Consider the following 23,392-nt stretch of genomic DNA (forward strand, 5'->3'; position numbering starts at 1 on the left):
AAGGCGGGCGGCGTGATGGGATCGCCTGCTCCGTTCGTGCTGCTCGATGACGCCCGCTCCGGCGCAGGCGCTGCCGATGCGCTGCTCTACGAGGCGCCGCGCGCGCTGTTCGTCGCGCACCGGCCCGAGGAGGTCGGGACCGTGCTGGCCGCGGCGGAAGCCGCACGGCTGGCGGAGGGCGGCGCGCTTGCAGGGGTGATCGCCTACGAGGCGGGGCTGGCGCTCGAACCGCGGCTGGTCGCCCGCGCCGCGCGGCGCTCCGGAGCGAACGGCCCGCTGGTGTGGCTCGGCCTGTTCGGCGCCCCGCAGCGCATCGCCGCCGCCGCTGTGCCCGCGTGGCTGGCGGAGCGGGCGGAGGGGCCGGGCACGCTCGGCCCGCTGGAACCGCAGCTCTCGCCCGGCGGCTACGGCGCGGCCTTCGCGGCGCTGCGCGAGGCGATCGCTGCCGGCGACATCTACCAGGCCAACCTCACCTACCCGCTCGCCGGCTCCTACCGCGGCGACCCCGTGGGGCTCTACGCCGCACTGCGCGGCGCGGCGGCAGCGGGCTATGGCGGGCTGGTGTTCGACGGGACGCACTGGCTCTTGAGCTTCTCGCCCGAACTGTTCGTGGCTCTCAACGGCCAGGAGGCCAAGGTCAAGCCGATGAAGGGCACCCGCCCCCGCGCCGCCTCGCCCGAGGCGGACCGCGCTGCGGCCGAAGAGCTGGCGGCCTCGGTCAAGGACCGCGCCGAGAACCTGATGATCGTCGACCTGATGAGGAACGACCTGTCGCGCGTCGCCGAGGCGGGCAGCGTGCGGGTCGATGCGCCCTTCGCGGTCGAGAGCTACCCGACGGTGCACCAGATGGTCAGCACGGTGCGCGCGCGGCTCGGCCCCGGCAAGGGCGCGGTCGATCTGGTGCGCGCGCTGTTCCCCTGCGGCTCGATCACCGGCGCGCCCAAGATCCGCGCGATGGAGCTGCTGGCCGAAACCGAGCGCGATGCGCGCGGGGCCTATTGCGGAGCGATCGGCCGGATCGATGCAGACGGTAGCGCGGCGTTCAACGTCGCGATCCGCACGCTCCGGCTCACCCCTATCGAGAACGGGCAAGGCGCGGCGGTGCTCGGCATCGGCTCGGCGATCGTTGCCGACAGCGATCCCCTCGCCGAACGGCGCGAGTGCGAGGTCAAGGCAGGCTTCGTGCGGCGGGCGGCGCCCGGCCTCGCCGCCCCGCAGTGCGACCTCATCGAGACGATGCGCTTCGAGCCCGACACCGGCATTGCGCTGCTTGAAGACCACCTCGCGCGGATGAAGGCGAGCGCGGCCACGCTCGGCTTCGCCTTCGACCGCCATGGCTTGCGCAACCAGATCCAGGCGCTGTGCTTCGAGCTCGATGCGCCCGCGAAGGTGCGGCTGCTGGTGGCGCGCAGCGGGGCGAGCGCGCTCGAGACCGCGCCGCTCCCCGCCGCTGTCCCCGCGCCGGTCAAGCTCGCCGCCCTGCCGCATCCGCTCGATCCCTCCGACTGGCGCCTCATGCACAAGACCTCCGATCGCGGCTTCTACGAGGACGCGCTCGCCGCCGCGCGCGGGCTGGGCGCGGACGAGGCGCTGCTGGTGCGCGGCGCCAAAGCGGGTGGGGGTCTGGTCACCGAGGGCAGCTGGACCAGCGTGTTCGCCGAAGGGCCGGACGGCGTGCTCGTCACCCCGCCGCTTGGCCTCGGCCTGCTGCCCGGGGTGCTGCGCGCGAGCCTCATCGCACGGGGCCGCGCGCGCGAGGGGGACCTCACCCTCGATGACCTCTCCGGCGGCTTCCTCGTCGGCAACGCGCTGCGCGGGCTGATGAAGGCGGTGCTCGCATGAGCCTGCCGATCCTCTACGAAGACGGCGAGGCGCTGGTGATCGACAAGCCTTCGGGCATGGCGGTCGACCGGCCGAGGAAGGGCGGGATCTGCCTCGAGGACCACCTCGAGCGCCTGAAACTGGGCTTCCAGCGCGCGCCGGTGGCGGTGCACCGGCTCGATACCGACACCTCGGGTTGCCTGCTGCTGGCGCGCAACCCCAAGGCGCTCGCCCGCTTCAACCGCGCCTTTGAAGAACGGCTGGTGGGCAAGACCTACCTCGCGATCCTCGCCGGGCACCCGCCGGGCACGGGCGGCACCATCGAACTTGCGCTGGCCAAGATCAGTTCGGCCGAGAAAGGCTGGCGGATGATCGCGGCCAAGAAGGGCAAGCCCGCCGTCTCGCACTGGGAGCTGGTCGAGCAGCTCGGCCCCCACAGCCTGATCCGCTTCCGGCCCGAGACCGGGCGCACGCACCAGCTGCGGGTGCACGCGCTGAAGGGGCTGGGCGCGGCCCTGCTGGGCGATCCGGTCTATGGCGCGGGCCATGCGGGCGCGGCCAAGCGGACCATGCTCCACGCCGAGAGCCTGACGGTGGAGCGACCCGGCAAGACCGCCATCGCAGCCCGCGCGCCGCTGCCCGCCGACTTCCGCGCGCTCGGGGCGAGCGATGGATGACGAGGAGCCCCTCTGCGCGCGGGCGATACGGCTGGCGAGCGAGAGCTTCCTCGCCGGATCGGGCCCGGGCGGGCAGAACGCCAACAAGGTCGCAACGGAAGTGGAACTGCGCGTCAACATCTACGCGCTGCGCCTGTCGCCGCCGGTGTTCGCGCGGCTGAGGAAGCTCGCGGGCGCGAAGCTGGCGGGGAACGGCGACCTCATCGTCACCTCCAAGGCCCACCGCACCCAGGACGCCAACCGCCAGGACGCGCGCGAAAAGCTCGCCGCGCTGATCGAGACCGCGCTGGTCGAACCCAAGCGGCGCGCCAAGACCCGGGTCAACCGCGTCGGCAAGACCGAGCGATTGAAGGTCAAGAAGGCGCGCGGCGCGGTGAAGGCCGGGCGCGGGCGGCCGAGCGCATCGGACTGGTGAGGCTTATTGACTTTTGCCCGTGAATCGGCGAATGGCGCGCCCGTGTGGCGGTGTGCCGGGCCTTCCGGGCGCGCCGCTATTTGCTTTTTTGACGCCCGCTTGCATCCACCGGGCCGACCCAGTTGACAGGAACCCGCCATGGCGAAGCCCACCACCGTCAAGATCCGCCTCGTCTCGAGCGAGGGCACCGGCTTCTTCTACGTGACCAAGAAGAACCCGCGCAACATCACCGAGAAGATGAGCTTCCGCAAGTACGATCCGGTCGCGCGCAAGCATGTCGAATTCAAGGAAGCCAAGATCAAGTAAGGCTCCCGCGCGCCCGCAGCGTGATGGCGCGGCGCGGTAATTCATCGACAGTTCAAGCCTCGCGCCCTAGTCGCAGCGGCATGAAAACAGCTTCGACAAAGCTTCGCTTCGCAGCCCTCGGCCTTGGCGCCGGGGCGCTTGCGCTTGGGTTAGCCCCCGGTGACACCGCCCCGCTGACCGCATCGGCCGCTGCGCAGCCCCAGGCCTCCGATCTCGACCGTGTCGTCACCGCGCTGCGGGCGATCTCGACGATGAAGGCCGACTTCGTCCAGACCGACCGCGCCGGACAGTCCCTGCGCGGCGTGATGACCCTGAAGCGCCCCGGCAAGATCCGCTTCGATTACGGCAAGTCCGCCAATTTCCTCGTCATCTCGAACGGCAAATCGCTCTATGTGATCGATTACGAGGTGAACCAGGTCGAACGCTGGCCGATCGGCAACTCGCCGCTGGGGGCGCTGTTCGATCCCGAAAAGGACGTGAAGCGCTTCGGCAAGCTGATGCCGACCTCGAACCGGGACGTCATCAGCGTCCAGGTGCGCGATCCCAAGAAGCCCGAATTCGGGATGATCACGCTGATCTTCGTCAGGAACGCCGCCGCGCCCGGGGGCTTGCAGCTCACTTACTGGGTCGCGCTCGATGCGCAGAACAATCGCACGCGGGTCGAACTGTCGAACCAGCGCTACGGCGTGGCGGTGGCCGAAAGCACCTTCACCTTCAAGGATCCCCGCCGCACGGCTCGTCGCCCGGGGTGAACGCCCGTCCGACGAACGGTTGTATGAAAGCGACAGAAACCTTGCAGCGTTCATGTGCGTGAAAGGCGAGACGGGCTAATTCTTCTCAACAAGGCGGGCCGAAGGGAGGTTTCCCCCCTGTTGCCCACCCTTCACCAAGGGCCTGCCTTGCACAAGCGTGACGAACGCTCCATGGAACCCCCGACCCATCGCCCCCGGGTCGGGGGTTTTCGCGTTTTTTGTGTTCCGCACGCCTCCGGCGCGCGAAATCCTCTCTCATGCGGCCTGAAGGCCGCGTCGCTGCGGGCGGCCGTTCGGCCTTGCGGTCGCTTTGCGACCGATCCCAGCACGACATTTCAAGGGGACGATGAACCGGCCCGAAGGAAGGGCCGCAAGCGCGAACGCGCGCCCGAGCCTATGCGAGGACAGCCAAGCAGCGCGAACGCGCTGCGCCCGGCGCTTGAGAGCGCAAACAAAAGACTCTTTCTCCTACTTCTCCCAGCCCAGCGCCTTGCGGATGATGCTGTAGATCACGTTCTGCTCGATCACCCCGTGGGCGCGGGCCGCTCCCGGGCCGGTTGCGAACAGCGCGACATCCTCGCCGGCGTGGGTCTCGCCGCCGGTCGGCACCAGCGCCTGCTGGGTCGCGGCGATGCCGGTCTGCGGCACCGGGCGCTCGCCCTTCACCGCGCCCGGACCATTGGCATAGCCGAGCGTCGTGTAGGGCTTGCCGTCCGCCGCCAGCACCGGGCTCGTGCCGTCGCCGCCATCCTCGCCCCGCCCCACAGGCGCGACCACCAGCCCGAGGATGTCGTTCCCGCGCTGCGGATAGCCGGCGATGGTGAAGACATGGCTGTGATCGGCGGTCACCAGGATCAGGGTCTCCTTCGGATCGGTGTGATCGACCGCATATTGCACCGCGCGGGCGAATTCCACCGCCTCCTCGAGCGCGAAGCCCGCCTTGCCGGCGTGGTGCGCGTGATCGATCCGCCCGCCCTCGACCATCAGGTAGAAGCCTTGCGGATCGGCCTTGAGCCGCGCGATCGCGGCAGCGGTCATGTCGGTGAGGGTGGGTTCGGACGAATCCGTCTTGCGCTCGGCCATGAAGGTCATGTGATCGGCGTTGAACAGCCCGAACACCGGCTTGCCGGCCGGCGCCGCGGCGAGGCTGGCGGCATCCTTGACCACCACCCCGCCGTTCTTCGCCGCCCATTGCGCGGGCAGATCGGCCGCCACATCGCTCCTGCGCCCGCCGCCGCTCTTGCCGTAGAAACTGCGCGCACCCCCGCCGAGCGCGACATCGAACTGCGCCTCGGCCAGCTGGAGCGCGATGTCCTTGCACCCCACCTGCTGGTCGGCGGGGATATTGCTGTCGGCCTCCCAGTCGCGGTCGGCCGAGCGGGCATAGACACTCGCCGGGGTCGCGTGGGTGATGCGGGTGGTGGTGACGATCCCCAGGGCGAGGCCGCGCGCCTTCACCTCTTCGCCCAGCAGCGGCAGCGGGTGGGCGAGCGCGTCCCTGCACACGCCCTTTTCCGCCGCAGGCCCGATCCCGAGCACCCCGATGCGGGTCTTGACCCCCGAATGCATCGCGGTCGCCGTGCCGGCGCTATCGGGGACCTGCGCGTTGGTGTTGTAGGTCTTGACCAGCGCCACATGCTCGAATTTCTCGAAGCTCAAGCTGTTCTCCTCGCCCGTCTCCCCGCGCTTCTGGCCGTCATAGATGCGCGCGGCGGTGATGGTCGAGATGCCCATGCCATCGCCGATGAACAGGATGACGTTCTTCGCGCGCGGTTCCTGCGGGGGCCTGGCGCGGCGCTCCTTGGCGAGCACGGGGCTGGCGGCGGTGGAGGCGAGGAGCAGGGCGGCGAGCAGGGTGCGGGTGATCATGGCAGGTCTCCGGAAAGCTTGCCCGCGTCTATCGCGCCGCCGTTTGACGATAAAGTGAAAGCTAGAAGTTTCGGTGTCCTTGTCGTCCTGCCGGTTCAGCCTTTCGGCTGTGCTTCGCATCCGCCACTTGAGGACGGGGACGCGCTACCCTAAGTCCCGCCCCATGCTGACCGTCGCCACCTGGAACATCAACTCGGCCCGCCTGCGCATCGGCCTCATCGAAAAGCTGCTCACCGAGGCCGCGCCCGACATCCTGTGTCTCCAGGAAATCAAGTGCGAGAGCCACCTCTTCCCGGCCGAGGCGCTGGCGGCATTGGGCTACACCCATCAGGCGGTGAGCGGGCAGAAGGGCTACCACGGGGTCGCCACGGTCGCCCGCGTGCCGATCCGCGAAGTTACCCGCCACGACTGGCAGGACAATGGCGAGGCGCGGCACATCGGGGTCGAGGTGGTGGGCAAGGGCCTGCTGGTCGAAAACGTCTACATCCCGGCCGGCGGCGACGTGCCGGACCGCGAGGTGAACCCCAAGTTCGGCCAGAAGCTCGATTTTCTCGGGCGCATGACGCGCTGGGCCGACACGCTCGACAAGCCCACGCTGATCGTCGGCGATTTCAACATCGCGCCATTGGAAAGCGATGTGTGGAGCCACAAGCAGCTCTTGAAGGTCGTCAGCCACACGCCCGTCGAGGTCGAGACGCTCGGGCGCTTTCAGGACGCCCACGGCTGGGTCGATTGCGGCCGCCAGCATATCCCCGCGCCGCAGCGCTACTATTCCTGGTGGAGCTACCGCAATCCCGGCTGGCAGGAGAACGACAAGGGCCGCCGCCTCGATCACATGTGGGCCTCGCCCGAGGTGGCGCGGCAATCGCGCAGCCACCGCGTGATCGAAGCGGCCCGCGCGTGGGAGCAGCCCTCCGACCATGTGCCGCTGATCACGGAGTTCGACCTCTGACGTTGTCGCCCGCCCCGTCTCCCGAGCGCCGCGCCGCACAGGCCGTGGACGGCTTGCGCCACGGCTGGCCGCTGGCGTTCGAGGGGGGGGCGGTGCTGCTGCCGGTCGAGACCGCCACCGCGCCCGGTGCGCGCGCGCCGCAGATGCTGATCTCCGCCGCGCGCGCCGCGACCCTCAAGCTCGCCAACCAGCGCGAGGCCGCCGTCCCCCACGCCCCCGTGCTGATCGCGGGCGGAGAGGACTTTACGATCCGCGACGCGCTGCCCATCGCCGATCCGGCGCTGGACCTCGGCAACCCCTTGAAGGGCCCGTTCAAGGCGGTCAGCCTCGACTGGGCCGAGACCGCCGCCGCAGCGCTGGAACTGGCGCGGATCGCAGGCATCCTCCCCGCCTTCATGGTGAACGCCGAAGCCGCAGGCGAGGCGCTGCCCGTCGCGCTCGGCGATCTGGCCGCCTATACCAACGCGGGCGCGCTGAAGATCGTCACCCGCGCGCGCCTGCCGGTATCGGCCTATGAGGATGCCGAAATCGTCGCCTTCCGCTCCGCTGCGGACCTGCGCGAACATGTCGCGCTCGTCATCGGCAAGCAGTCAGGCGACCGCCAGCCCTTGGTGCGGCTCCATTCGGAGTGCCTGACCGGCGACATCCTCGGCAGCCTCAAATGCGACTGCGGCCCGCAATTGGACGCCGCGCTCCATGCGATGGCGCACGAGGCGCGCAACGGGGACTCCGGGTGGGGCATCCTCCTCTACATGCGGCAGGAGGGACGCGGGATCGGCCTCATCAACAAGCTGCGCGCCTACCGCTTGCAGGATCAGGGGTTCGATACCGTCGAGGCCAATCAGCGCCTCGGCCTGCCCGATGAAGCGCGCGATTTTCCGGTGGCGGCGCGGATGCTGGAACTGCTGGGAGCGGGCACCATTCGCCTGCTCACCAACAACCCGGCCAAGGTGCGCGCGCTCGAGGCGGCGGGGATCACGGTGAGCGAACGCGTGCCGCACCAGCTCCCCGAAAACCCCCACAATGCCCGCTATCTGGCGACCAAGCGGGATCGCTCGGGGCATCTGCTGTTCTGAGGTGCGTCACCGTGGGGCGGCAAATCGTGGACCGGCCCGAAAGAGACGCTCTCCCGCCTTCGTCACCGCGTGCCGGACATCGGGTGACGGGGAGGGGGCGGCACCTCCCCACCCACTTGCCGCCCACCGGACAGCCCATCGGCATGCCCGAAAGCGGTCGTGCCGCTCGCTTTCCTACAGGCCGGTAAAGCGTTACGCTCGCGGCGCTCTTTCCCATTGTCGATGCCCCGCACGCACATCCGCACACCCGATCATGCGGCGAAAACGCGCGAACATGTGTGAACTTCGTTTTTACCCCGCAACCGGCTGAAAGGCTTGCGGAAATCCTGTAGGATTGCAGGTTTTGCAATGTGAACTTCGTGAACTTCGCAAGAGTGTTGCGCGCGCCATGCCCGCAGGGCAGAGCCTGCCGCCTGCGGGCTGGCGCAAGCCTCAGCGCTGCTCGTACTGCTTGATCCCGCCCGCGATGCGGTTGCCCTGCATCACCACGCGGCTGCCGGTCCAGTCGGCGAGGAACACGCTGCTGCGGGTGAGGCCGGGGACGAAGCGGGCCTCGTTGTCCTCGACCTTGAGGCCTTCGGAGGTGTGGAGCAGGTCTTCCGCGCCCAGCGCGATGAAGGCCGAGTAGTTCTCCTTGTCGCGCCCCTGGACGAACCAGTTGTCGGCGATCCGGCCGATGCTGCCTGCGGGCAGGTCGATCATGTAGTTGGTCGCCTTGCCGTTCGCATCGTCGAAGCTGTTGTTCTCGATCGCCACTTCCTTCGAACGCGCCTTGACGTAGTGGCCGCCCATGCCGCGCTCGAAGCGGCTCTCGCGCACGGTCAGCGAGCCGTAATTGCCGATGTAGATCGAATGCGCGCAGCCCGCGGAGTTCTCGCAGGTGCCAAGCCCGGTGAAGGTCGAGCGGGTGATGTAGATGCGGCCCTGCGGATCGTCGGCGGTGAGGATGCCCTGCTGGCTGTTCTCGAAGCGCGCATAGGCGACGTTGAGGGCGCCTTTCTCCAGACGGATGCCTGCGCCGTTGCCATCGGCGACGCGCAGGTTGGCAAAGGTGATGCCGCGGATTTCCGCGCCCAGCCCGCGCAGCACGAAGGCGGCCTTGCCCTCGCACGACCGTGCGGTGAAGGTGACGCTGCCCGGCTGGGGCGCCTCGTAGACGATCACGCCCGCCTCCTGCACCGCGCATTGGCGATAGGTGCCCGGCTGGATGCGGATCGTGCTGCGCCCGTTGCCGATCGCGTCGACCGCTTCCTGGAGCGTGCCGAAGCTCTGGCCGGTCTCGGCCACGGTGAAGGCTTCGGGCACCGGCTGGGCGACCAGCACGGCGGTGGGCACCAGCATGGCGGCGGCGAGCGCGTTGAGCGCGAAGGAGGGCTTGCGGGTCATGACGCGGGCGATTCTACGCGCCAATGGTTAAGGCACCATTTGCCGCTTGGCGGCGGGGGCAAGCCGCGGCTAAACCCGTGTCCGAAGCGGGCCGGGCCATGCGCGCCCTTTGCGCCCCGCACATTCGAGAGGAGAGAACCCCGCCATGCGCAAGATCGCATCCCTTGTTGTTCTGGCAGCCACCAGCCTGACGCTGGCCGGCTGCGGCAGCGCCGATGACGCCTCGACCGAGGCGAGCGCCGACACGGTCGAAATGCCCGCCGACAGCGCGCTGGAGCCGGTCAGCGATGTGCCCGTCGCCGATCCGTCCGCGACCGCGACCGATGCGCCCGAACCCGCCGTGCCCGAACCGGGCGCGACTGCCGCCGGCGATGCGGGGGCGGCGGTTGCCGCCAAGGCGCTCGAAGCCGCTGGCAAGGGCGAAGACGCGCCCGAATAGGCCGCCCGCCCGCCATGGCCCGCGCCCGATTGCTTGCCCTCGCCCTCACTCTCGCGCTCGCGGCCTGCGGGCGCGAGCAGGCGGCCGCGCCCGGCGCGGTCAGCCCGGGCGAGGCCAAGACGCTCGACGAGGCCGCGCAGATGCTCGACGAGCGCCGCCTCCCGCCCGAAGCGCTGCCGACCGATCCGCCGCCCGCAACCCCCGCGCCTGCCGAAATGACAGGCGACGCCGCCGCGGCCCGCCGTTAGGCGGGCGAGGCGCGCGCTATCTCAAGGATGCCCACACCATGAACGCCCCCGCCCATCTCGCCGCGCCCGCCATCCCGGGCATGGATGAAGAGAGCTTCGAACAATTCGCCGAGCAGCTCGCCCGCTATGTCCGCGAACGCCTGATCCCCGCCGAAGCGCAGGTGATCGCCGAAGACCGCGTGCCCGAGGATATCGTGGGCGAGATGCGCGAGATGGGCCTGTTCGGCCTTTCCGTGCCTGAGGAATATGGCGGCGCGGGGCTCAACATGACGCAATATGCCCGCGTCGTGAACATCATGGCCTATGCCGCGCCCGCCTACCGCTCGATCTTCTCGATCAATGTCGGGATGTTCGCGAGCGCGCTGAAGAACGGCGCTACCGAGGCGCAGAAGGCCGAATGGTTTCCCAGGGTCGCCGAGGGCCGCATCGCGTGCTTTGGCCTGACCGAACCGGGCTCGGGGAGCGATTCTGCCGCAATGGCGACCACCGCCACCCCCGATCCCGATGGCAACGGGTGGATCTTGAACGGCACCAAGCGCTACATCACCAACGCGCCCTACGCCGATGTCGCGCTGATCATGGCGCGCACCAACAAAGAAGCGCTGCCCAAGAACGCGCATGTCAGCGCCTTTCTGGTGCCGATGGACAGCCCCGGCATCTCGCGCGGCAGCCCCGACAAGAAGATGGGCCAGTCGGGCTCGCACATCTGCGACATCATGCTCGACGATGTGCGCGTGCCGGGCGACGCGCTGCTCGGCGGAGAGACCGGCAAGGGCTTCGTCTTCGCCATGAAGAGCCTCGACAACGGCCGCATCAGCGTCGGCGCGGCGGCGACCGGCTATGCGCGCCGCGCGCTGGATTCGGCGCTGCGCTATGCCAACGAGCGCAAGGCTTTCGGCGAGCCGATCGCCAACTTCCAGCTGATCCAGCAGATGCTCGCCGACAGCGAGATCGAGATCTACGCGGCCGAGGCGATGATGAAGGATGTGACCGCGCGCGCCGACCGGGGCGAGAACATCCTTGTGAAGGCCGCCGCCTTCAAGGTCTTCGCGAGCGAAATGTGCGGCCGCGTGGTCGACCGCGTGGTGCAGATCTATGGCGGCGCGGGCTACCTCGCCGAATACGACGCCGAACGCTTCTTCCGCGATGCGCGCATCTACCGCATCTACGAAGGCACGACGCAGATCCTCCAGCTCCAGATCGCCAAGCACATGCTGCGCGAGTGGAAAGATGCTTGATCTTCCGCAGCCCATCCGTGCTGCGAAATCCTCGCTCATGGGGCCTGAAGGCCCCGTCGCTGCGGGCGGGCGCCGGAACTCTTTGGCGCCCTTGCGGCCCTGCGGGCCGATGCAGCGCGTTTAGTAAGGTTGGCCCCCAGTTTTATGTATAACCTCCTCTCCGACCTCTCGATCGTCGAAGTCTCCAGCTTCGTCGCCTCGCCCACCGCGGGGCTTTACTGCGCGCAGCTGGGCGCGGAGGTGATCCGGGTCGACCACAAGGCAGGCGGGCTCGATTACAACCGCTACATGCTGACCGCCGAGGGGCGCTCGCTCTCGTGGGAGAACCTGAACCGCGCCAAAAAATCGGTCTCGCTCGATCTGCAATCCCCCGAGGGGCGCGAGCTGCTGGTGGAGCTGGCGGGGGCGGTGGGCCAGTGCATCACCAACCTGCCCGAACAGTCCTTCCTCAGCCACGCCGCCATGCAGGCCAGGCGCGCCGACATGATCTCCCTTCGCGTCATGGGCTGGCATGACGGACGCCAGGCGATGGACTTCACCGTCAACGCGGCCGCCGGATACCCCTTGATGTGCGGGCCCGAGGACTGGGACCCGGCGACCGCCCCGCCGGTCAACCAGGTGCTGCCCGCGTGGGACTTCATCACCGGGGCCTATGGTGCCTTCGCCATGCTCGCAGCGCTGCGCCACCGCGACCGCACGGGCGAGGGCAGCGAGGTGCGCCTGCCCTTGGGCGACGTCGCGATCGGCACCATGGCCAATGCCGGATTGCTCGCCGAAGTGCTCTATCGCGGGGGAGACCGCGAGCGATTGGGCAATGCGATCTGGGGCGCGTTCGGGCGGGACTTCCGCAGCCGGGACGGGGTGCGCTTCATGGTCGCCGCGCTCACCCCCAAGCAGTGGAGCGGGCTGGTCAAGGCCTTCGGGGTCGAGCACGGCATCGCTGCGCTCGAAGCCGAACATGGCGTCCGCTTCGCCGACAGGGATACCCCGCGCTTCAATCACCGCCACGCGCTGTTCGCCCTGTTCCAGAGCGCGGCGGACACGATGGACTATGCGACGCTCGAGGCGCGCATGGCCGCCGAGGCCTGCACCTTCGAGCGCTATCGCACTGCCTACGAGGCCGCCAACGATCCGGTGCTGGTGGCAGGCAACCCGCTGTTCGGCCCTGCCCCTGCCAACCCCTCGGGCTTCGAATACCCCGCGACCCGCAGCTTCGCCAACCTCCCGGGCCGCGACGCGGGCGACCCGGCCCCCGCCCCCTACCTCGGCGAACATTCCGAGGAAGTGCTGGCCGAAAAGCTCGGGCTTTCCTCCGGCGCCATCGGCAAGCTGGTCGATGCGGGGACGGTGGCTCTTTCAGACAAGGACAAGACATGACCAGACGCCCGGAAAATCGCAGGGCCGCCATCGTTTCGCCCCTGCGCACCCCGGTGGGCAAGTTCCTCGGCGGGCTTTCGAGCATGAACGCGGGCCAGCTTGGCGCGGTGATCCTCAAGGCCTTGATCGAACGTTCCGGCATCGATCCGGCGCGGGTCGATGACGTGGTGTTCTCGCAAGGTTACGGCAATGGCGAGGCGCCCGCGATCGGCCACTGGAGCTGGCTTGCCGCAGGCCTGCCCATCGAAGTCCCCGGCTTCCAGCTTGACCGGCGCTGCGGATCGGGCGTGCAGGCGGTGGCGACGGCGGCGATGATGGTCGAGACCGGGATGGCCGACGTGGTGGTCGCGGGCGGGGTCGAATCGATGTCGACCGTCGAGCACTACACCCTCGCCGCGCGCGGTGGTGTGCGGATGGGGGACATGGTGCTCCACGACCGCCTCAGCCGGGGGCGGGTGATGAGCCAGCCGGTCGAACGCTTCGGGGTCATCACCGGCATGATCGAGACCGCCGAAAACCTCGCCAAGGATTACGGCATTTCGCGCGAGGACGCCGATGCCTTCGCCGTCCGCTCGCACCAGAATGCGGCGCGGGCGTGGGCGGACGGCAAGTTTGCCGAGCAGCTGGTCCCGGTCACCATCCCCACCCGCAAGGGCGACGCGCAAATCTTCGACCACGACGAGGGCTACCGGACCGACGCCAGCATGGAAACGCTCGGCAAGCTCGCCCCCATCGATGTGAAGCGTGACCCGCAAGCCATCGTCACCGCCGGCAATGCCAGCCAGCAGAACGACGCGGCGGCGGCCTGTCTGGTGGTCGCCGAGGACAAGCTGGAGGAATTGGGCCTCACCCCGATGCTGTGGTTCGGCGGCTGGGCGGCGGCGGGCTGCGATCCGGCGCGCATGGGCATCGGCCCGGTGCCGGCGGTGGAGCGCCTGTTCGAACGGCGCGGCTACAGCTGGGACGATATCGGCCTTGTGGAACTCAACGAAGCCTTCGCCCCGCAGGTGCTCGCCGTGCTCAAGGGCTGGGGCTGGAGCGCGGACGACAGCCGCCGCGAGATCCTCAACGTCAATGGTTCAGGGATAAGCCTTGGCCACCCCATCGGCGCGACCGGCGGGCGCATCCTTGCCGACATGGCGCACGAGATGCACCGGCGCGAGGTCCGCTACGGGCTGGAGACGATGTGCATCGGCGGCGGCCAGGGCATTGCCGCGGTGTTCGAGCGGGCGGCGTGAGCGACTTTTCGGCGTGGATCGGGCGCGAACAGCGCGCGGGCGACCGGCTGGATCAAGGGCTGGCGGAACGCTGGCTCGCCACCTTCGACCTTGCCCGCCCGCACCCGCCGGTCATGCCGCAGGGCATCCACTTCGCGCTCTGCACCCCCGAAGCGCCCACCGCGCGGCTCGGCCAGGACGGGCATCCCGCGCGTGACGACAGCGCCGACAGCTTCCTGCCCCCCTTCCTTATGCCGCGCCGGATGTGGGCTTCGAGCAAGATCGCCTTCCACGCCCCCATCGCCATCGGGGCGGTGATCGAACGGGTCAGCCGCGTCGCCTCGGTCAGCGAGAAGGAGGGCGGATCGGGCCGCCTCGCCTTTGTCGATGTCGAGCATGTCACCAAGGCCAATGGCACGATCGCGGTGATCGAGACCCAGACGCTGGTCTACCGCGAGGCCGCCGCGCCCGATGCGCCGCTTTCGCCTCCCCCGCCGGGGGAAGCGACGTTCGACCCTGCCGGGTGGGAGGCTGCCCGCGTGCTGATCCCCGACACGCGGCTGTTGTTCCGCTATTCGGCGCTGACCTTCAACACCCACCGCATCCACTACGACGCGCCCTATGCAGAAGGGGTGGAGCGCTATCGCGGGCTGGTGGTCCACGGGCCCCTGACCGCGAGCCTGCTGCTGCAACTGGCGGCGCGCGAGCTGGGCGAGAACCGGCTGCGCAGCTTCGCCTTCCGCGGCCTCTCCCCCGCCATCGCGGGCGAGCCGCTGCACCTGGTGATGCGCGCCCATCCGAATGGGGGCGAGGGTTACGAGCTGGCCGCGTTCGCCGGGGACGGCCGGCAGGTGACACAGGCGAGCGCGGGCATCTGACCGCCCCTCCCGCAGGCGGGAGGGGAGCACTTCACCCCTCCCAATCGGCAATCGGCTTCAGCACCTTGTATTTCTCCTTCGCGGGCTTCCTGCCCAGGTCGGGAAAATCGATAGCGTCGGGCTCCGCGTGCGTATCGGGGACGCGGCTGAGCAGATCGCGCAACAGCGTCAGCCGGCCTCGTCTCTGGTCGTTGAAATCGACCAGCGTCCACGGGGCGTGGCTGGTGTGGGTCGCCTTCAGCATCGCCTCGCGCGCCCTGGTGTAATCATCGTATTTTGCGCGGGCGGCGAGGTCGATGGGGGAGAGCTTCCAGCGCTTCAACGGATCATCGAGCCGTTCGCGCAGGCGCTCCTCCTGCTGCGCCTGATCGGCGGCGAGCCAGTATTTGAACAGCAGGATGCCGTCGTCGACCAGCAACTTTTCGAAGGCTGGCACGGCCTTCAGGAACGCCTCGACCTGCGCGTCATCGGCATAGCCCATCACCTTCTCGACGCCTGCGCGGTTGTACCATGAACGGTCGAACAGCACGATCTCGCCCGCGGTGGGCAGGTGGGCGACGTAGCGCTGGAAATACCATTGGCCCAGCTCCGCCTCGGTCGGCTTGGAGAGCGCGACGGTGCGGCACTGGCGGGGGTTGAGGTCCTGCCGCACGGCGGTGATCGCGCCGCCCTTGCCCGCCGTATCGCGGCCCTCGAACAGCACCACCACCCGGGCTCCGCTCGCCTTCACCCAGCGCGCCATGCTGACCAGTTCGAGCGTCAGCGGTGCGAGCGCCGCCTCGTATTCCTTGCGCTTCATGCCCATCGGGGGGCCCTCCTGTTTGTCCTTCGCGGGCCGAAGTAGTATCGCTTGCAACCATGGCGACTCTTGCAGACCCCCGGCCCGACTATGCCACCCTGCCGCAAATGGCGGCCGATGTCTTCACCGCGCCGCTCGCGCGGCCCTCGCATGTGGGTGAGGACTGGCTGGAGCCGGCTCAGACCGTCTACTCCGCCGAGGATCACGCGGTATGGGACGATCTCTTCGCCCGGCAGATGGAGGTGTTGCCGGGCCGCGCGTGCAGTGCCTTCATGGCAGGCCTCGAAAAGCTCGATCTCGGGCGCGGCGGCGTGCCAGACTTCGGCCCGCTTTCGGAGGAACTGGGCGCGCTCACCGGGTGGAGCGTCGTTCCGGTGCCGATGCTGATCCCCGATCACGTGTTCTTCTGGCATCTTGCCAACCGGCGCTTCCCCGCGGGCAACTTCATCCGCACGCGCGCGACGTTCGACTACATCGAGGAGCCCGATGTCTTCCACGACGTGTTCGGCCATGTGCCGATGCTCACCGACCCGGTCTATGCCGACTACATGCAGGAATATGGCCGCGCCGGGTGGAAGGCGATGCGCTACAACCGGCTGAAGGCGCTGGGCGCGCTGTACTGGTACACGGTCGAATTCGGCCTGATCGAGGAAGCGGGCGAGGTGCGGGCCTATGGTGCGGGGATCCTCTCCGGCCCGGCGGAGGCGCGGTTCGCCGTGGAGGCGCAGAGCCCCAACCGCATCATGCTCAATGTCGATAGGGTGATGCGCACCGATTACGTTATCAGCGACCTGCAACCGACCTATTTCGTGATCGAGAGCTTCGCCGATCTCTACCGCCAGACGGTGGAGCGCGATTTCGACCGGCTGTATCGCAGCCTGCCGGCAGCGTTCACCTATGCCAACGCGGCGGTGATCGATGTCGACAATGTGCTGCACCGCGGCACCCAGGAATATCACCTGCGCGGCGGGCGGGGAAGCGGGGCGGCGCCGGTTTAAGCAGTCGGGGCCGAAGGCCCCGCAAGGCCGAACGGCCGCCGCGGCTCATGCCGCGAAAGCCAAGGCGGACGGACGTCCGCCGCCCGGCGTTTGAGGGCGAAACAAATTACGCCTTCGCGCGCCGCCGCGTGAAGATCGCGTGGTAGAGCACCAGCGCCGCAGCGGTCGCCGCCAGCGCGACGCCGAGGCTCAGGAAGGAAAGACTGCCGATCATCGCCCCGTCATTGGCGATCTCGCCGGTGACCACCGACACGCCCATGCCGAGGGCAACCTGACGCAGGATGCTGCCCGGCGCCTCGGTCCGCGCGAGGATCGAGGCCAGCCAGCCCAGAGTTGCCCCCAACACGATCAGCACCAGCAACGCCATTTTGTCCTAGGTCTCCGAAAGGTCGCCCGGCGGCATCTTCGCCAGCGCGGTTCGCCTTTCTAACCAGCGGCAGCGCGGCTGGTTCCGAGAAAGTGCGCTATCCCAGCGTCAGCCACGCAAGGCCGGCCGCGCCGAGCACGATGCGATACCAGGCAAACGGCGCAAAGCCGATCTTCGTCACCACCGCGACGAACAGCTTGACCACCACCAGCGCGGTGACGAAACCGACCGCCGAACCGATCGCGATCAGTTGCAGGTCATCGCCGGTCAGCCCGCTCCCGTGCTTGTAGAGCTGGTAGACGGTCGCCCCCGACAGGGTCGGCACGGCGAGGAAGAAACTGAATTCGGCCGCCGTCTTGCGGTCCACCCCGAAGGCCATCGCGCCGAGGATCGTCGCCCCCGAACGGCTCACCCCCGGGATCATCGCAAGGCACTGGACAAGCCCGATGAGGACTGCGGTGCGCAAGGGGACGCCGGCGACGCCGGGGCCCTCGGCCGGGGGGTTGGCCCAACGCTCGATCGCAAGGATCGCGATGCCGCCCACGATCAGCGACCAGCACACCAGCACTGCATTGCCGAGAAAGCCCTCGATGACATCGCCGAACGCAAGGCCGAGGATCACCGCCGGCAAGAAGGCCACCAACAGGTTGCCAACGAAGGCGAGCGCGCCCTTCTCGAAGCCCAGCAGGCCTTTCGCCACATCCCAGAACGTGCGCCAGTAGAGCACGACGATGGCAAGGATCGCGGCGGGCTGGATGGCGATGTTGAACACCTCCCACTCGCTCTGGTCGAAGCCCAGGAACTCGGTGGCAAGGATCAGGTGTCCGGTCGAGGAGACGGGCAGGAACTCGGTCAGCCCCTCGAGGATGCCGAGCAGGATCGCGGCGATGGTGTCTGTCATGGGCGCACCGCTTCGACGAGGGCGGCGGTCAAGTCAAACCAAAAGGCCCGCCGGGATGATCCGGCGGGCCCTTCGTTACACTTACCAGATCCGCACGCGCTTTTCGGGCGGCAGATACATCGCATCGCCCGGCTTCACGCCGAAGGCTTCGTACCATTCGTCGAGCTGGCGCACGACGCCGTTGACGCGGTATTCCTCGGGGCTGTGCGGATCGGTGCGCAGGCGGTTGCGGTAATTCTCCTCGCGCTGGGTCGAACGCCACACCTGTGCCCAGGCGAGGAAGAAGCGCTGGTCGCCGGTCAACCCGTCGATCACCGGGACCTCCTTGCCCTTGGTGGCAAGCTTGTAGGCGCGGTAGGCCATCGACAGCCCGCCCACATCGCCGATGTTCTCGCCCAGCGTCAGCCGACCATTGACGCAGGTCTTGCCGGCATCGAGCGGACAGAAGCCGTTGTATTGCGCCACCAGGGCATCGCCGAGCTTGTCGAAGGCGGCGCGGTCGGCGTCGGTCCACCAGTTGCGAAGCGCGCCGCTGGCGTCGGACTTCGAGCCCTGGTCGTCGAAGCCATGACCGATCTCGTGGCCGATCACCGCGCCGATCCCGCCGTAATTGACCGCGATATCGTTGGTCAGCGCGAAGAACGGCTGCTGGAGGATGCCGGCGGGGAAGACGATCTCGTTCTTCACCGAGTTGTAATAGGCATTCACCGTCTGCGGCAGCATGCCCCATTCGGTGCGGTCGACAGGCTGGCCGAGCTTGGCGACGTTGTCGGCAAGCGCCCACTTCGCCGCCGCCATGCGGTTGGCGATCGGGTCGCCGGGGGTGATCGCCAGGCCTTCATAGGTCTCGAGATTGGAGCGGTAGCCGATCTTGGGGTCGAAGCTTGCAAGCTTGGCGCGGGCCTGCTTCTTGGTTTCCGGGCTCATCCACCTGATCTCGTCGATCGATGCCCCAAGCGCCTTGCGCAGGTTCGCCACCAGCTCGTCCATCGCCGCCTTGTTTTCGGGCGGGAAATAGCGCGCGACATATTCCTTGCCGACCAGCTCGCCGATCAGCCCCTCGGTCTCGGCGATGGCGCGCTTCCAGCGGGGGCGCAGGGCGGGGGTGCCTTGCAGGGTCTGGTTGTAGAAGGCGAAGCGCGCATCGTCGAAGCGCTTGGGGAGCACCGGCGCGTTGGCCGACAGGAACTCCTTGGCCATCCACGCCTGCAAGGTTGCAGGCGCGGTCTCGCCGAGCAGCGCGAACATGCCGGGCAGGCCGCTGCCGATCTTGGCGAGGTTCGCGGTGTCGAGCTTGCTCGCGGCGATCTCGGCATCGGTCGGCGGCATCAGGCTGGCGAGGAAGCCGGGGCTCTTGGCGATCCCGATCTGCGCCAGCATCGCGGTGACCGGCACCTTGCCGCCGATCGCGGCGAGTTCCTGGGCGCTCAGCAGGTTGTAGGTGAGGTCGCGGTTGCGGCGCACCGCGCGGTCCCAGGCGATGCCGCGGGCGATGGCATCCTCGAAGGTATAGACCGCCTCGGCGGCTGCCGCCGGGTCGGTGTAGCCCGCCTCGCCCAGCAGGAAGGCGAGATAGGCCTTGTACTTGGCCTGGATCGCGCGGCCCTTTTCGGTGGTGTCGAGATAATAGTCGCGGTCGGGCAGGCCCAGCCCGCCGAAGCCGACGCTGGCGATCTGGCGGTCGGGCTGCTTGGGATCGATCGTCACCCCGCCGCTCAAGGGGCTGGGAATGCCCGGCTCGGCCCACAGCGCGGCGAGCTTGTCGAGGGTGTTCGCGGCAAAGATGCGCGCCAGATAGGGCTGCGCCGGGGCAAGGCCGGCGGCTTCGATCGCGTCGGTATCGAGGAAGGTCCGGTAGGTATCGAGAATGCGCTTCTGATCGGCCGAGAGGCTGGCCGGATCCTTCGCGGCAAACGCATCGACCAGCGCCTTGACGTCGGCGGTGCTCTTCTCGCCGAGCAGGGTGAAAGCGCCGATCCGGCTGAATTCGGGCGGAAGCGGGTTGGCGTCGATCCAGCGCTTGTTGGCATAGGCGTTGAAATCGTCGCCCGGCTCGATGTCGGCGGCGATGTAGGCGGGATCATAGCCCCACGTGCCGAAGCTGATGGTGGGGAGCGCGGATGCGGGCGCGGCCTCGGTGCTCTGGAGCGTTTCGGTCGCCTCGTCGTGGCGGTGTTCGTCGGCAAGCGCGGGTGCGGCGAGCGCCAGCAGGCTCGCGCCGAGTAGGGCGGCGGTCTTGTGGATCATGTGCGTCTTGGGTCCCTGTGAAGCGGCGGCAGGCTGCCGCATGGTGTCACCGTAACGTCGCACGCGGCGAAGGGTTGCGCTTCGTCAAGCAAAGCGGGCCCTTCGTCGATTAGATCAGGCCGCGTCCGCGGCGAATTGCAGCCGCGCGAGGCGCGCATAAAGCCCGCCCGCCTTGGTCAGCGCGTCATGGGTGCCCTGTTCGACGATCCGGCCCTCATCCAGCACCACGATCCGGTCGGCGGCGCGCACCGTGGCGAGGCGGTGGGCAATTACCAGCGTGGTGCGGTCCTGCATGAGCGCTTCCAATGCCTGCTGGACCAGCTGCTCGCTCTCGGCATCCAATGCGCTGGTGGCCTCGTCGAGCAGCAGGATCGGCGCATCGCGCAGCACGGCGCGGGCGATGGCGACGCGCTGCTGCTGCCCGCCGGAAAGCTGCGTCCCGCCTTCGCCCAGATGCGTATCGAGCCCCTGGGGGAGCGCGCGCAAAAAGCTTTCGGCATTGGCGGCGCGGGCGGCCTGCCAGATCTGCTCGTCGGTCGCGTCCCACTTGCCGTAGCGCAGATTGTCGCGCGCATTGGCGCTGAACAGCACGCCGACCTGCGGGACGAGCGCGATGCGCGCGCGGATTTCGGCCGGGTCGGCGCTGGTCAGCGGCACCCCGTCGAGGCGGATCGTGCCGCCTTGGGGATCGTAGAACCGTTCGACCAGCTGGAAGATGGTCGACTTGCCGGCGCCCGAAGGCCCGACGATGGCGACCGTCTCGCCCGGCTCGATTTCGAGCGTGAAGTCCTTGAGCGCGGCGGTTTCGGGCCGCGCCGGATAGCGGAAGGTGACATTGCGGAAGGAAAGGCTGCCGCGCGCGGGCTCGGGCAGGCGTTCGGGCCGGGCGGGGGCGGCGATCTCGGGCCGGGCTTCGAGCAGTTCAGCCAACCGGCTCGCCGCGCCTGCACCGCGCAAGAGATCGCCATAGACCTCGGTGAGCGCACCCAGCGCGCCGGCGACCAGCCCGCCGGTCAGCACGAAGGCGGCGATCGTGCCGCCGCTGATCTCGCCCGCCGCCACGGCGAGCGCGCCGCGCCACATCACCAGCACCACGCCGCCGAACACCAGCATGATCACCACGGTCGTCATCGCCGCGCGCAGCAGGATGCGGCGGCGCGCGGTCTCGAAGGTGCCTTCGACCACGCTGGCAAAACGCTCGTTCTCGCGGCGCTCCTGCCCGAAGCTCTGCACGATCTTCATCGCCGAGAGCACCTCGGTGACATAGGCGCCCACGTCCGCGATGCGGTCCTGGCTGGTGCGCGAGACGGTGCGGATCTTGCGGCCGAAGAACACGATCGGGGCGATGATCAGCGGAATGCCGATGAGCAGGCCCAGCGTCAGCGAGGGCGCGAGATAGACCAGCACCCCGATCCCGCCGATCCCCGTCAGGGTGTTGCGCAGGGCGACCGAAACGGTCGTGCCCACCACGTTCTCGATCACCGCGGTGTCGGAGGTCATCCGGCTCGAGATTTCCTTGGGGCTGTTGACCTCGTAGAAGCCGGGCGAGAGGCGCAGCAGGTTTTCCTGCACCTTCAGGCGGAGGTCCGCCACCACGCGCTCGCCGATCCAGCTGACGAAATAGAACCGCATCGCGGTGCCCAGGCCAAGGATCGCGACGATCATCAGCAGGTACTGGAAGGCGTGCCCGATCTCGACCGGGTCCGCGCCGCCGGTGAAGGCCTTGTCCATGATGACCTTGAAGCGATAGGGGATCGCCAGCGTCGCCGCCGAGGTGATGACCAGCGCGATCAGCGCAAGGGCGATCTCGCGCGGGTATTGGAGCGCGGTGCCGAACACCATGCGCAAGGGGGCCAGACTGCGCGATTTCGGCGCGGGTTCGGGCGCGGCAGGCAGCAGCGCGGCCGCCGTCTCGGGCTGGTCGTCGGGGGTCTCGGACGCGGTGTGCGGGGGGATGTCGGCGTGCATGCTGGGAAGCCTCTAGACCCGCTCCCCGGCAATTTCACGTGCAAAAAGCAAGGCTGCCTTCGTTCGGCCCCGATTGCCTCATATGCAATTGTGCATTGCACAATGACGCGCCATGGCGCATCTTCCCGTCCAAGACGCCGCGGGACAAGGCGTCAGGACGTTCGTCGCGCGAAGGAAACCGATGCTTTATCATGCCTATGAGCTCCAGCGTAGCTGGATGAACAGCGCCAGCGCGCTTGCCGCGATCAGTTCGGGCATGCTCTCCAACCCCGCCAATCCCCTGGGCTACACCGGGATCGGCCCGCTGGTGGCGAACGCGCTCGACGTTTTCGCCCACGCCACCGCGCATTACGGCAAGCCCGCATTCGGCATCGACAGCGTCGAGATCGCCGGCAAGACCCACTCCGTCACCGAGAGCGTGGCCATCAAGCGCCCCTTCGGCGATCTGCTGCGCTTCCATGTCGAGGGCACCCCGGCCGACCGTCCGCGCCTGCTGATCGTCGCGCCGATGAGCGGCCACTATGCAACGCTCCTGCGCGGCACGGTCGAAAGGATGCTGGAATCGGCCGAGGTGTTCATCACCGACTGGGCCGACGCGAAGATGGTCCCGCAGAGCGCAGGCGACTTCGATCTTGACGATTACATCGATTACCTCATCGACTTTGCCGGGCACGTCCATTCCGAAGCGGGCGGCCAGCGCATCCACATGATGGCGGTGTGCCAGCCCTCCGTTCCGGCCTTCGCCGCGACCGCGCTGATGAATTTGCACAAGTCGCCCGCGACACCGGCCACGCTGACCATGATGGGCGGTCCGATCGACACGCGCGAATGCCCCACGGTGGTCAACAACATGGCGATGCAGCGCCCGATCGCCTGGTTCCGCCAGAGCGTGATCGCCACGGTCCCGCTCAAATATCCGGGCGCGGGCCGCCGCGTCTATCCGGGCTTCATGCAGCTCTCGGCGTTCATGTCCATGAACCTGTCGAGCCACATGATGAGCCACTACGAGATGTTCAAACACCTCACCGTCGGCGACGAGGCGAGCGCCAACGCCACCAAGGATTTCTACGACGAATACCGTTCGGTGTGCGACATGACCGCCGAGTTCTATCTCCAGACGGTGGAGGAGGTGTTCCAGAAGCACTCGATCCCCAAGGGCGAGTTCCGCCACAAGGGGGAGCTGGTGGACATCACGCAGATCACCGACACCGCGCTCCTCGCGATCGAGGGCGAGCGTGACGATATCTCCGGCCTCGGCCAGACCAAGGCGGCGCTGAAGCTGACCCCGAACCTGCCCGAGGACCAGAAGCGCTACTACATGGCCGAGGGCGCCGGGCATTACGGCATCTTCAACGGCAGCCGCTGGCGCACCAAGGTCGCGCCGGTGGTGGAGGACTGGATCGCCGCGCACGCCAAGTGAGATTTCCCGCGGGGCACACGGCGGCTTGACAGGTGTCTTAG

At 68.3% G+C, this 23,392-nt stretch carries 22 protein-coding genes; 15 read left to right on the forward strand and 7 right to left on the reverse strand.

Annotation, left to right across the window (positions count from 1 at the left end):
* Positions 1-15: 15 nt before the first annotated feature.
* The 5 genes from pabB (at position 16) to D620_RS0103385 (ending at position 3,971) form a co-directional block, all read left to right on the forward strand.
* Positions 16-1,842, forward strand: coding sequence for an aminodeoxychorismate synthase component I (gene pabB, locus D620_RS0103365; protein WP_017664377.1), 1,827 nt, complete (start codon positions 16-18; stop codon positions 1,840-1,842).
* Entirely contained in the window at positions 1,839-2,498 is a 660-nt protein-coding gene (locus tag D620_RS0103370; RefSeq protein ID WP_017664378.1) for an RluA family pseudouridine synthase, read from the forward strand. Before pabB ends, D620_RS0103370 begins: the two co-directional genes overlap by 4 nt.
* Positions 2,491-2,913, forward strand: coding sequence for an alternative ribosome rescue aminoacyl-tRNA hydrolase ArfB (gene arfB / locus D620_RS0103375; RefSeq protein ID WP_017664379.1), 423 nt, complete (start codon positions 2,491-2,493; stop codon positions 2,911-2,913). Before D620_RS0103370 ends, arfB begins: the two co-directional genes overlap by 8 nt.
* 138 nt (positions 2,914-3,051) lie before the next feature.
* Positions 3,052-3,219 (forward strand): 50S ribosomal protein L33, encoded by a 168-nt coding sequence (rpmG, locus tag D620_RS0103380; protein WP_017664380.1) that lies wholly within the window; start codon positions 3,052-3,054, stop codon positions 3,217-3,219.
* Positions 3,220-3,299: 80 nt separating this feature from the next.
* Positions 3,300-3,971, forward strand: a complete 672-nt coding sequence (locus D620_RS0103385; RefSeq protein ID WP_017664381.1) for a LolA family protein — start codon at positions 3,300-3,302, stop codon at positions 3,969-3,971.
* A gap of 468 nt (positions 3,972-4,439) precedes the next feature.
* Here D620_RS0103385 and D620_RS0103390 read toward each other — a convergent pair whose 3' ends face one another.
* A complete protein-coding gene (locus tag D620_RS0103390) occupies positions 4,440-5,840 on the reverse strand; it encodes an alkaline phosphatase (RefSeq protein WP_017664382.1) in 1,401 nt (466 codons plus the stop codon).
* Positions 5,841-6,003: 163 nt separating this feature from the next.
* On the opposite strand from D620_RS0103390, the gene D620_RS0103395 reads away from it, so the two are divergent.
* Positions 6,004-6,792 (forward strand): exodeoxyribonuclease III, encoded by a 789-nt coding sequence (locus D620_RS0103395; protein ID WP_017664383.1) that lies wholly within the window; start codon positions 6,004-6,006, stop codon positions 6,790-6,792.
* A gap of 2 nt (positions 6,793-6,794) precedes the next feature.
* Complete coding sequence (gene ribA, locus D620_RS0103400) at positions 6,795-7,868, forward strand: GTP cyclohydrolase II (RefSeq protein WP_051020527.1); 1,074 nt, start codon at positions 6,795-6,797, stop codon at positions 7,866-7,868.
* Between the two features lie 432 nt (positions 7,869-8,300).
* Here the strand turns inward: ribA and D620_RS0103405 are convergent, their stop codons facing one another.
* Positions 8,301-9,254 (reverse strand): right-handed parallel beta-helix repeat-containing protein, encoded by a 954-nt coding sequence (locus D620_RS0103405; RefSeq protein WP_017664385.1) that lies wholly within the window; start codon positions 9,252-9,254, stop codon positions 8,301-8,303.
* Positions 9,255-9,399: 145 nt separating this feature from the next.
* Here D620_RS0103405 and D620_RS14590 point away from each other — a divergent pair, with 145 nt between their 5' ends.
* From D620_RS14590 to D620_RS0103435, 6 genes are all read left to right on the forward strand, one after another.
* Positions 9,400-9,693 (forward strand): hypothetical protein, encoded by a 294-nt coding sequence (locus tag D620_RS14590; RefSeq protein WP_017664386.1) that lies wholly within the window; start codon positions 9,400-9,402, stop codon positions 9,691-9,693.
* 14 nt (positions 9,694-9,707) lie between these two features.
* Positions 9,708-9,941: a hypothetical protein gene (locus tag D620_RS0103415; RefSeq protein WP_017664387.1), complete on the forward strand. Its 234-nt coding sequence runs from the start codon at positions 9,708-9,710 to the stop codon at positions 9,939-9,941.
* Between the two features lie 38 nt (positions 9,942-9,979).
* Positions 9,980-11,179 (forward strand): acyl-CoA dehydrogenase family protein, encoded by a 1,200-nt coding sequence (locus D620_RS0103420; protein ID WP_017664388.1) that lies wholly within the window; start codon positions 9,980-9,982, stop codon positions 11,177-11,179.
* 144 nt (positions 11,180-11,323) lie between these two features.
* Positions 11,324-12,556: a CoA transferase gene (locus D620_RS0103425; RefSeq protein WP_017664389.1), complete on the forward strand. Its 1,233-nt coding sequence runs from the start codon at positions 11,324-11,326 to the stop codon at positions 12,554-12,556.
* Positions 12,553-13,794: an acetyl-CoA C-acetyltransferase gene (locus tag D620_RS0103430; protein WP_017664390.1), complete on the forward strand. Its 1,242-nt coding sequence runs from the start codon at positions 12,553-12,555 to the stop codon at positions 13,792-13,794. Before D620_RS0103425 ends, D620_RS0103430 begins: the two co-directional genes overlap by 4 nt.
* The gene (locus tag D620_RS0103435; RefSeq protein ID WP_017664391.1) at positions 13,791-14,651 is read left to right on the forward strand and encodes an FAS1-like dehydratase domain-containing protein; all 861 of its coding nucleotides are present in this window, start codon (positions 13,791-13,793) and stop codon (positions 14,649-14,651) included. The genes D620_RS0103430 and D620_RS0103435 overlap by 4 nt, the downstream gene beginning before the upstream one ends.
* Positions 14,652-14,682: 31 nt before the next feature.
* On the opposite strand, the gene ppk2 is transcribed toward D620_RS0103435, so the two are convergent.
* Positions 14,683-15,456, reverse strand: a complete 774-nt coding sequence (gene ppk2 / locus D620_RS0103440) for a polyphosphate kinase 2 (protein ID WP_017664392.1) — start codon at positions 15,454-15,456, stop codon at positions 14,683-14,685.
* A gap of 101 nt (positions 15,457-15,557) precedes the next feature.
* Here ppk2 and phhA point away from each other — a divergent pair, with 101 nt between their 5' ends.
* A complete protein-coding gene (gene phhA, locus D620_RS0103445) occupies positions 15,558-16,448 on the forward strand; it encodes a phenylalanine 4-monooxygenase (RefSeq protein ID WP_017664393.1) in 891 nt (296 codons plus the stop codon).
* A gap of 106 nt (positions 16,449-16,554) precedes the next feature.
* Here the strand turns inward: phhA and D620_RS0103450 are convergent, their stop codons facing one another.
* From D620_RS0103450 to D620_RS0103465, 4 genes are all read right to left on the reverse strand, one after another.
* The gene (locus tag D620_RS0103450) at positions 16,555-16,815 is read right to left on the reverse strand and encodes a hypothetical protein (RefSeq protein ID WP_017664394.1); all 261 of its coding nucleotides are present in this window, start codon (positions 16,813-16,815) and stop codon (positions 16,555-16,557) included.
* A 97-nt stretch (positions 16,816-16,912) separates the two neighbouring features.
* A complete protein-coding gene (locus D620_RS0103455) occupies positions 16,913-17,716 on the reverse strand; it encodes an undecaprenyl-diphosphate phosphatase (RefSeq protein WP_017664395.1) in 804 nt (267 codons plus the stop codon).
* 81 nt (positions 17,717-17,797) lie between these two features.
* Positions 17,798-19,963 (reverse strand): M13 family metallopeptidase, encoded by a 2,166-nt coding sequence (locus D620_RS0103460; RefSeq protein WP_017664396.1) that lies wholly within the window; start codon positions 19,961-19,963, stop codon positions 17,798-17,800.
* Positions 19,964-20,077: 114 nt separating this feature from the next.
* Positions 20,078-21,931, reverse strand: a complete 1,854-nt coding sequence (locus tag D620_RS0103465; protein ID WP_017664397.1) for an ABC transporter transmembrane domain-containing protein — start codon at positions 21,929-21,931, stop codon at positions 20,078-20,080.
* A 181-nt stretch (positions 21,932-22,112) separates the two neighbouring features.
* Here D620_RS0103465 and D620_RS0103470 point away from each other — a divergent pair, with 181 nt between their 5' ends.
* Positions 22,113-23,351 carry a polyhydroxyalkanoate depolymerase gene (locus D620_RS0103470; RefSeq protein ID WP_017664398.1) on the forward strand — a complete coding sequence of 413 codons (1,239 nt, stop codon included), beginning with the start codon at positions 22,113-22,115 and terminating at the stop codon, positions 23,349-23,351.
* Positions 23,352-23,392: the final 41 nt, after the last annotated feature.

The sequence above is a fragment of the Porphyrobacter sp. AAP82 genome, assembly GCF_000331285.1.
Lineage (GTDB): Bacteria > Pseudomonadota > Alphaproteobacteria > Sphingomonadales > Sphingomonadaceae > Erythrobacter.

What these genes read in the sequence shown, in the direction of transcription:
- rpmG (WP_017664380.1), top strand. Translation starts at nt 3,052, where the DNA reads ATGGCGAAGCCCACCACCGTCAAGATCCGCCTCGTCTCGAGCGAGGGC.
- D620_RS0103470 (WP_017664398.1), top strand. Translation starts at nt 22,113, where the DNA reads ATGCTTTATCATGCCTATGAGCTCCAGCGTAGCTGGATGAACAGCGCC.
- D620_RS0103385 (WP_017664381.1), top strand. Translation starts at nt 3,300, where the DNA reads ATGAAAACAGCTTCGACAAAGCTTCGCTTCGCAGCCCTCGGCCTTGGC.
- D620_RS0103455 (WP_017664395.1), bottom strand. Translation starts at nt 17,716, where the DNA reads ATGACAGACACCATCGCCGCGATCCTGCTCGGCATCCTCGAGGGGCTG.
- D620_RS0103450 (WP_017664394.1), bottom strand. Translation starts at nt 16,815, where the DNA reads ATGGCGTTGCTGGTGCTGATCGTGTTGGGGGCAACTCTGGGCTGGCTG.
- D620_RS0103390 (WP_017664382.1), bottom strand. Translation starts at nt 5,840, where the DNA reads ATGATCACCCGCACCCTGCTCGCCGCCCTGCTCCTCGCCTCCACCGCC.
- D620_RS0103405 (WP_017664385.1), bottom strand. Translation starts at nt 9,254, where the DNA reads ATGACCCGCAAGCCCTCCTTCGCGCTCAACGCGCTCGCCGCCGCCATG.
- D620_RS0103395 (WP_017664383.1), top strand. Translation starts at nt 6,004, where the DNA reads ATGCTGACCGTCGCCACCTGGAACATCAACTCGGCCCGCCTGCGCATC.
- D620_RS14590 (WP_017664386.1), top strand. Translation starts at nt 9,400, where the DNA reads ATGCGCAAGATCGCATCCCTTGTTGTTCTGGCAGCCACCAGCCTGACG.
- D620_RS0103370 (WP_017664378.1), top strand. Translation starts at nt 1,839, where the DNA reads ATGAGCCTGCCGATCCTCTACGAAGACGGCGAGGCGCTGGTGATCGAC.
- D620_RS0103430 (WP_017664390.1), top strand. Translation starts at nt 12,553, where the DNA reads ATGACCAGACGCCCGGAAAATCGCAGGGCCGCCATCGTTTCGCCCCTG.
- D620_RS0103460 (WP_017664396.1), bottom strand. Translation starts at nt 19,963, where the DNA reads ATGATCCACAAGACCGCCGCCCTACTCGGCGCGAGCCTGCTGGCGCTC.
- phhA (WP_017664393.1), top strand. Translation starts at nt 15,558, where the DNA reads ATGGCGGCCGATGTCTTCACCGCGCCGCTCGCGCGGCCCTCGCATGTG.
- D620_RS0103415 (WP_017664387.1), top strand. Translation starts at nt 9,708, where the DNA reads ATGGCCCGCGCCCGATTGCTTGCCCTCGCCCTCACTCTCGCGCTCGCG.
- D620_RS0103420 (WP_017664388.1), top strand. Translation starts at nt 9,980, where the DNA reads ATGAACGCCCCCGCCCATCTCGCCGCGCCCGCCATCCCGGGCATGGAT.
- arfB (WP_017664379.1), top strand. Translation starts at nt 2,491, where the DNA reads ATGGATGACGAGGAGCCCCTCTGCGCGCGGGCGATACGGCTGGCGAGC.
- D620_RS0103425 (WP_017664389.1), top strand. Translation starts at nt 11,324, where the DNA reads ATGTATAACCTCCTCTCCGACCTCTCGATCGTCGAAGTCTCCAGCTTC.
- D620_RS0103465 (WP_017664397.1), bottom strand. Translation starts at nt 21,931, where the DNA reads ATGCACGCCGACATCCCCCCGCACACCGCGTCCGAGACCCCCGACGAC.
- pabB (WP_017664377.1), top strand. Translation starts at nt 16, where the DNA reads ATGGGATCGCCTGCTCCGTTCGTGCTGCTCGATGACGCCCGCTCCGGC.
- ppk2 (WP_017664392.1), bottom strand. Translation starts at nt 15,456, where the DNA reads ATGGGCATGAAGCGCAAGGAATACGAGGCGGCGCTCGCACCGCTGACG.